This is a genomic window from Rhodococcus sp. ARC_M12 (genome assembly GCF_022810385.1).
GTDB classification, from domain to species: domain Bacteria; phylum Actinomycetota; class Actinomycetes; order Mycobacteriales; family Mycobacteriaceae; genus Rhodococcoides; species Rhodococcoides navarretei.
The window spans coordinates 1-6,369 of the sequence record NZ_JALGQI010000031.1 but is presented as its reverse complement, the minus strand read 5'-3'; the positions used below and the strand labels follow the sequence as shown (position 1 = coordinate 6,369).

General features: G+C 64.4%; 7 protein-coding genes and 2 pseudogenes. 1 reads left to right on the top strand and 8 read right to left on the bottom strand.

Features of this window, described 5'->3' with window-relative positions; translation table 11 throughout:
* From MTX35_RS25035 to MTX35_RS25015, 5 genes and pseudogenes are all read right to left on the bottom strand, one after another.
* Positions 1-128 (bottom strand): annotated as a pseudogene (locus MTX35_RS25035) (hypothetical protein); the annotation flags it as partial.
* A gap of 36 nt (positions 129-164) precedes the next feature.
* A complete protein-coding gene (locus MTX35_RS25030) occupies positions 165-632 on the bottom strand; it encodes a hypothetical protein (RefSeq protein ID WP_051048272.1) in 468 nt (155 codons plus the stop codon).
* A gap of 360 nt (positions 633-992) precedes the next feature.
* Positions 993-1,315 (bottom strand): annotated as a pseudogene (locus MTX35_RS25025) (cation-transporting P-type ATPase); the annotation flags it as partial.
* Positions 1,316-1,473: 158 nt separating this feature from the next.
* Positions 1,474-1,638 (bottom strand): hypothetical protein, encoded by a 165-nt coding sequence (locus MTX35_RS25020; RefSeq protein ID WP_155288693.1) that lies wholly within the window; start codon positions 1,636-1,638, stop codon positions 1,474-1,476.
* A gap of 223 nt (positions 1,639-1,861) precedes the next feature.
* Positions 1,862-3,226 (bottom strand): IS256 family transposase, encoded by a 1,365-nt coding sequence (locus tag MTX35_RS25015; protein WP_032373346.1) that lies wholly within the window; start codon positions 3,224-3,226, stop codon positions 1,862-1,864.
* 106 nt (positions 3,227-3,332) lie between these two features.
* Here MTX35_RS25015 and MTX35_RS25010 point away from each other — a divergent pair, with 106 nt between their 5' ends.
* Positions 3,333-3,884 carry a hypothetical protein gene (locus MTX35_RS25010; RefSeq protein ID WP_008720428.1) on the top strand — a complete coding sequence of 184 codons (552 nt, stop codon included), beginning with the start codon at positions 3,333-3,335 and terminating at the stop codon, positions 3,882-3,884.
* Positions 3,885-3,968: 84 nt separating this feature from the next.
* Here MTX35_RS25010 and MTX35_RS25005 read toward each other — a convergent pair whose 3' ends face one another.
* From MTX35_RS25005 to MTX35_RS24995, 3 genes are read right to left on the bottom strand one after another with little or no spacing between them, the layout of a single operon-like run.
* The gene (locus tag MTX35_RS25005; protein WP_008720427.1) at positions 3,969-4,811 is read right to left on the bottom strand and encodes a sulfite exporter TauE/SafE family protein; all 843 of its coding nucleotides are present in this window, start codon (positions 4,809-4,811) and stop codon (positions 3,969-3,971) included.
* Position 4,812: 1 nt separating this feature from the next.
* Entirely contained in the window at positions 4,813-5,151 is a 339-nt protein-coding gene (locus MTX35_RS25000) for a rhodanese-like domain-containing protein (RefSeq protein ID WP_008720426.1), read from the bottom strand.
* A gap of 28 nt (positions 5,152-5,179) precedes the next feature.
* The gene (locus MTX35_RS24995; protein WP_008720425.1) at positions 5,180-5,968 is read right to left on the bottom strand and encodes a GntR family transcriptional regulator; all 789 of its coding nucleotides are present in this window, start codon (positions 5,966-5,968) and stop codon (positions 5,180-5,182) included.
* Positions 5,969-6,369: the final 401 nt, after the last annotated feature.

Below are 6,369 nucleotides of genomic sequence, written 5' to 3'. Positions count from 1 at the left end.
AGAGCGGACCCGATCAGCACCACGACGAACGACAACCCCGGCGCGCCGATCACCGCAGCCAGAGGCAGCAGCGGCCCGTCGGATTGACCGAATGCGATGCGGCCCCAAGGGAAGCCGCCGAACGGGATCGATCCTTCTGTCGGTTCGGCGGAATGGTGGCTCGATCAGTACGTGAAGACGCGACGCTCCGGGCGAAGGGCCAGTCGTGTCCACAGCCCGGTGAGAACCACGGCGGTGAGCAGCCCGATCAGCGCGCCAGGGCCGGGGCCGGCGAGAGTTGAACTGTCGTGAGCGGACTGGCGTGTCCAGATGGACAACATCGCCAGGACCGAAGTGCTGGCGCATCCTGCGGCGGCGAGAACGATCAGATGGATCATTCGGGTATGGAGTGCGGCGGCTGAGCAGATCAGACAGAAGATCACACCGGCATGGGCGGCAATGACAGCGACGATGCTGGTCGATTCCGCCTGCGCCGCTGCATTGTTGAGCAATGTTGCCCAGCCCGTTGCCTCGCCCGACTGGCCCAGGCACAGACCCAGCCCTGCTACGGCGATCACTGTAGCCGCACGCAGGCGCTCGTGGGCAGCCATCTCTACCGTCGCCAGCACTCGTCGTTCGATGGCCTCGAACATGGGCCGATAGTGGCGAAGATCGTCGTGCACTTCGAACCCTCCCGTGAACTGCGGTATCGGCCGCATCCGTCGGCCGCGTCCTGTGTCGGCGCAGCTCATGACCGGTCGACCACCAGTCGCACCGCGGGCGGAGAAAGTTCCCGGATCGACGCGGGAACTTCGGCACCCGCGGATGCGACTGACTGTAGGTACCGCGGCGATGACGTCGGTACGAATCCGCCCGGTGGCTGACCGGGCGTGCTGCGCAGGAGTGCGTGGCCGGGCCGGTCGTGCGGCGCGGCCACGCACAGCGCGATCACTTCACGTTCGCTGACGCGGCGACACCAGTTCACTGTTCGCCGAGGTATCCCTCCCGGGTCGTCAGGATGTAGCGGGGTACCGACGCAGCCGGAGGCTGTTCGATACGACGAAGAACGACGAGAACGCCATGGCAGCGCCCGCGAGGAGCGGGTTGAGCAGACCTGCGGCCGCTATGCGGATGGCAGCGATGTTGTACCCGAACGCCCACACCATGTTTCCCTTGATGGTCGCCAGTATGGCCTTGGCCAGCCCCAACGAATCGACCACATCGCCGAGGTCGTCGCGGACGACTATGATGTCCCCGGACCGATGGCGACATCGGTGCCCGCGCCGATCGCCAAACCGAGATCCGCGCTCGCCAACGCCGGCCCGTCGTTGATGCCAGCTTCCGCCTGTCGAGGACTTCGTCGCGGTGCCCGGAATGGGAACCCACGGCCGGGTCCACGGGCGCTCGTCGAGATCGGTCGTAGACGAGGGGCGTTCCTTCCAGTCGGTGCGGTGGGGCGGGTACCCCGGTGCGGTCAGGCACGGGGGCGGGTGGTCACAGACGTGAGGTTCCGCGGACGATGTCACCCTCGATGTAGGTGAATCCGACTCCGCGGCCGTCACGGAGCGCGAAGTGGTATTCTGCGGGGACCCAGACGGTATCGAAGTGCGACGCCGGCCGCCCCTGCCGCGTCTGCCGCGTCTGTTGTCGTACAACCATATTCGGCGCGATCAGGGATGGCCGGCGGTTACGAGATCGACCTACGCATACCGGCGGCGGGCGTCGTCGATCTGGTCGGTGCACAGCAAGTGTGGATCGGGAAGGGGTTCGCCGGACGCATGGTAACCCTGTGGGCCGACCTCGCCAGCATCCACGCCGTGATCGACGGTTTGGTGGTCACCACGGTTGGAGCTTGTCAAGTTATCTGTGAGCGAATTTGCTTTCAGGTGAGATAAGGGTCGAGTCTGTCCGGATAGTTGATCACGAGCGCGCCGAGCGCTTGTTTCCAACCGGTCGTCAGAGATCCTTCGATCAGTCTGTTGACCTCCCTGCCGGTGCGGGGTGCGAGTCGATCTTTGCTCAGGCGGTCTCTCTCCCGGGCGCGCTTGTCCTCGATGCTGCAGATCGCGAGCCACAGAAGCTTCACTGCCGCTTGATCATTGGGGAAGTGTCCGCGGTTTTTGATGATCTTGCGAAGTTGATAGTTGAGCGATTCGATGGCATTGGTGGTGTAGATGATCTTCCGGAGCGCCGGTGGGAAAGCCAGGAACGGGATGAACCGCTCCCACGCGCTCTCCCACGTCCGCACCGCTGTCGGATACTTGACACCCCACTGCGAGGATTTGAAGTCGTCGAGTGCAGCTTGGGCCGCATCGACGGTGGGTGCGGTGTAGATCGACCGGAGCGACGACGCCACCGCTTTGCGGTCGCCGTAGGCCACGAACCGCATCGACGCGCGGATCAGGTGGACGGTGCACGTCTGCACGACGGTGTGCGGCCACGTCGCTTCGATGGCGTCGCCGAATCCAGTGAGGCCGTCCGTGCAGGCGATCAGGACGTCTCTGACGCCACGATTTGCCAGCTCAGCGCAGATCCCGGCCCAGAACTTCGCCCCTTCGTGTTCTTGAACCCAGATCCCCAACACGTGTTTGATGCCGTCGAGGTCGACACCGACGGCGATGTGCGCAGCCCTGTTGGTGACCTGCTGACCGGACCTGATTTTGACCACGATCGCATCGAGATAGAGGATCGGATAGATCGGATCGAGTGGCCGGCGCTGCCATTCGAGGACTTCCTCGAGGACCGAGTCGGTAATCTTGGAAATGGTCTCGCGGGAAATTTCGGTACCGATGGTCGAGGCAAGATGATGCTCGATGTCGCGCACTGGCATGCCGCCGGCGTAGAGCGCGACGATCATGTCATCGAGCCCACCGATCCTGCGCGCACCACGCGGGACCAGGGTTGGAACGAACGTGCCGTCGCGGTCGCGGGGGATTGCCAACGGCACATCGCCGACTTCGCTCGACACGGTCTTGCTGCTGAAACCGTTGCGAGCGTTGGGAAGTAGACGGCCGGCAAGGTCGCCCTTGTCGTATCCGAGGTGCTCGGTGAGTTCGGTCTGCAGTCCGCGCTCGAGAACCGCCTTGACCATCTCCTGCAGGAACCCGCCCTGCCCGGTGATCTGCAGCTGGCCCGTGTCGATCTTGGCCATCACCTCGTCGAGGGCACCCGAGGCCTTCAAGGCGTCGAAGGCGCTGAGCTCAGCCCGATCGTTCGTGTCATCTGCATGATTGCCGTCCACAGTCATGGTCACGATGATGCTCCATCCGTGTCAGTCCGTTCTTACACAAACCATCTGACACGCCCCACGGTGTGCCTCCCAGCTGACGAGCGCCGACCTCGACCGGTTGACCATGCGCGGCGCACGTGCAGGGCAGACTGCGCCGGCACTGCCCGCGTTCGATCCGAGTGCCCGCTTGCGCACTGCGGCACCGATCGAGGTCGATCGCACCGCCACCCGCGATGGACTGATCACCCTGCTCGGCCATCAGCTCGCATTGGGTCCGGACACCGCCGGAACCCGCATCACCCTCAGAATCGAGGGCGGTCTCATCCACGCCATCGCCGGTAACCATGTGATCAAGACCTTGCCGAATCCGTTGATCAGCAACGATAACCGCCAACTGACCCGCGTGCGTCGAGCAACGACGCTCCTCCCGCCGCCCTCGGGCCCCCAACGCGTGCACCGGAAAGTGCCGATAGACGGTGTCGTCATGGTCGACGGCCAGAGATTGCCCGTCGGCCGCACACACGCCGGAACCATCCTCACCGTGGTCGTCGAGGATCACCATTTCCGAGTTCTCGACGGCCCCACAAAACTCTCACTGCACGCCGGAACCACCACCAAACCGATCCGAAACTTCAACGCCCACCCGACCCCGAGACCGTTAACGATGTCCCGGTGACGATCAGTTAGGTATGTCCCGAGACCACACACGTCACGCATTTGCATGCGCAGAAATAGGCTCTGTGATGCACAACGATGTGCGTTACAGGGCCATGGATGCCTGGACGGTGACGTAGACGGCTACGACGAATAACAGGGCTGCGAAGCTACGGGTGAGTGTGGTGGCAGAAACTCTGTCGCTGATGACTTTTCCTGCGAACGAGCCTGTAATTGCCGCGAAAGTGAACGGTACGACGATCTCCCACGGGATGGTGGCACCCGTGCCGAGGCGTTCGGTGAAGGCTCCCGCGCTGGTGATGGAGATGATCACCAGTGACGTTCCGACCGCGACGGGCATCGAATAGCCCAGTGCCAGAACCAGGGCGGGGACGATGAGGAATCCGCCGCCCACTCCCAGAAACCCGGTGAGGCAGCCGACGACGAGCGCGGAGGCGACCAGCTTGACCACCTGCGAAGTAGTGATCTTCACTTTCGTGGGCTTGGCGGCGACCGCGACGGCGCTCGACCGTGTTTCCGCGGTCTCGACCGGGTTCGGCGTCGGTAGGTCGGCATCGTGTCCTCGCCGGGTGCGGCGCAGCATCGCACCGGCGGCGACGATCATCAGAGCCGCGAATGCGAGCAGCAAAATCTGCGGGTCGACCGATCGGTTGAGGATCGACCCACCGAAGGCGGTGCCCGCGCCCAGAAGTCCGAACACTGCCGCTGCCCGCCACCGAACGTGCCGTGCTCGCGCATGGCTGATGGCCGCGATGATCGAGGTGATTCCGACAATGATCAGCGAGGCGCTCGTTGCCGATTGCGGTTCAACCGCCAGGAGGTACACCAGAGCAGGAACAGTCAGTATCGATCCCCCACCACCGAGCGCGCCGAGGGAAAGCCCGATGAGAATCCCTGCGGCGACTGCGATCGCGAGGATGGCGACCATGTCAAATTACTGAGCCGGGCGTGCCGTCATCACGGACCACAGGGCGGCCGTCTTCGTGCCACGCCATCATACCGCCCGACAGATTGTGCGCCGTGCGATCGGCATCGGTGAGGGCCGCGACAGCTTTGCTCGACCGAGCGCCCGAGCGGCACACCACGACCAATTTCTGCTCGGGAGGATAGGCAGCAGGATCGAGATCGCCGAGGCGTACATGGACGGCGTCCGGGGCGTGGCCGGCTGCCCATTCGTCGTCCTCGCGGACATCGATCAGGATGGCTCCCGATTCGGCGATCAAAGCGTGTGCGGCGGCCGGATCGGCTTCCGGTGGTGCTCCAGTCATGAAGAACGCTCCTTGGATCAGTGGGTGCTTACAGGGCGTGCAGCGGCGTGGCCGGCACGAAGCGATAGCCGTCGCTCGGTGAGAACGTGGCCGAGACGGTGAACCGATCTCCTCGAATCACTGTGTGCCGCAACTCCACCGGCCGGGAATTCATGCAACCCGAACGGCGGATCGACAGCGCGGAGGTCTTCGAATCGAGTTCGAGTGCTGCCGCATCCTCCGGATCCGGGACGACGGCAGTGACGTCCTCGCGGCCACCGGTCAGGCGGATGCCGCAACGCTTCTCGAGCTCGATGTAGAGAGCCGTGTGAGTGAAGTCCGCATCCAGGAGGTCGCGTGCCAGATCCCCCGGCAACCAGGCACGGTCGAGCGCCAACGGCATGGTCCCTGCCATACGGATGCGCTCTAGGTAGAGCAGCGGCGCCTTGGGACCGACCCGCAGGGTAGCGGCCACCGCGGGGTCGGTCCGCAGTTCGAGTACACGCACCACGCTGTGCTGAGCAACACCCGTGGCTTCCACCGCAGCGAAGAGACTGTAGAGCGCACCGAGTGGCTGCTCGATCACCGGCGGAGCCGCCAACCGAGAAGGCCGGCCACGCTCTGCAATCAAGATTCCTTCGTTCCGCAGGTGCCGCAGGGCCTCGCGGGTGGTGTGACGGCTCACCCCGTAGCTCGTCGTCAACGCATGCTCGCCCGGGAACTCGGAGCCGGCGAATTCGTCGTCACCGATTCGGCGGACCAGATCAGCATGCAGTTGCGCCCACAGCGGCATCGCACTGGAGCGGTCGAGCGCGGCACTGCGATCGGGTTCAACCATCAAAGGCCCTCCTGTCGATCTGTGTCGGAATCCGAATTCGAGCCGCCGACTGCTGGCCCTCGGGGCCACTGTACAACAAATGTACGTACATCCGTACGGACGGGAGATGCTCTGCGCAGGTCGACACGCAACAAGACGACCTTCGCATCGACAAAGTCTCGCCGAGCACGAACGAGCGCCTGGTGGAGATCGCGCCGAACCTGGTGAATCCGTCCGCGTAGCGACGCGGCATCACGTCGCCTCCCAGTCGGTCCCGGGTCAGGCCAGTCGGTGCCGGATCAGGAGTGTCGCCCGGGGTCCTGCTCGGTCTGGGGTCTGCTCACCGTCGGTGGCGCAGCGAGCCGACAGGGCGAGCACAGGACCAAACCGGGGGCGGACTGCACGACCGCCTCCGATTCGGG

What these genes read in the sequence shown, in the direction of transcription:
- MTX35_RS25030 (WP_051048272.1), bottom strand. Translation starts at nt 632, where the DNA reads ATGTTCGAGGCCATCGAACGACGAGTGCTGGCGACGGTAGAGATGGCT.
- MTX35_RS25020 (WP_155288693.1), bottom strand. Translation starts at nt 1,638, where the DNA reads ATGGTTGTACGACAACAGACGCGGCAGACGCGGCAGGGGCGGCCGGCG.
- MTX35_RS25015 (WP_032373346.1), bottom strand. Translation starts at nt 3,226, where the DNA reads ATGACTGTGGACGGCAATCATGCAGATGACACGAACGATCGGGCTGAG.
- MTX35_RS25005 (WP_008720427.1), bottom strand. Translation starts at nt 4,811, where the DNA reads ATGGTCGCCATCCTCGCGATCGCAGTCGCCGCAGGGATTCTCATCGGG.
- MTX35_RS25000 (WP_008720426.1), bottom strand. Translation starts at nt 5,151, where the DNA reads ATGACTGGAGCACCACCGGAAGCCGATCCGGCCGCCGCACACGCTTTG.
- MTX35_RS24995 (WP_008720425.1), bottom strand. Translation starts at nt 5,968, where the DNA reads ATGGTTGAACCCGATCGCAGTGCCGCGCTCGACCGCTCCAGTGCGATG.
- MTX35_RS25010 (WP_008720428.1), top strand. Translation starts at nt 3,333, where the DNA reads ATGCGCGGCGCACGTGCAGGGCAGACTGCGCCGGCACTGCCCGCGTTC.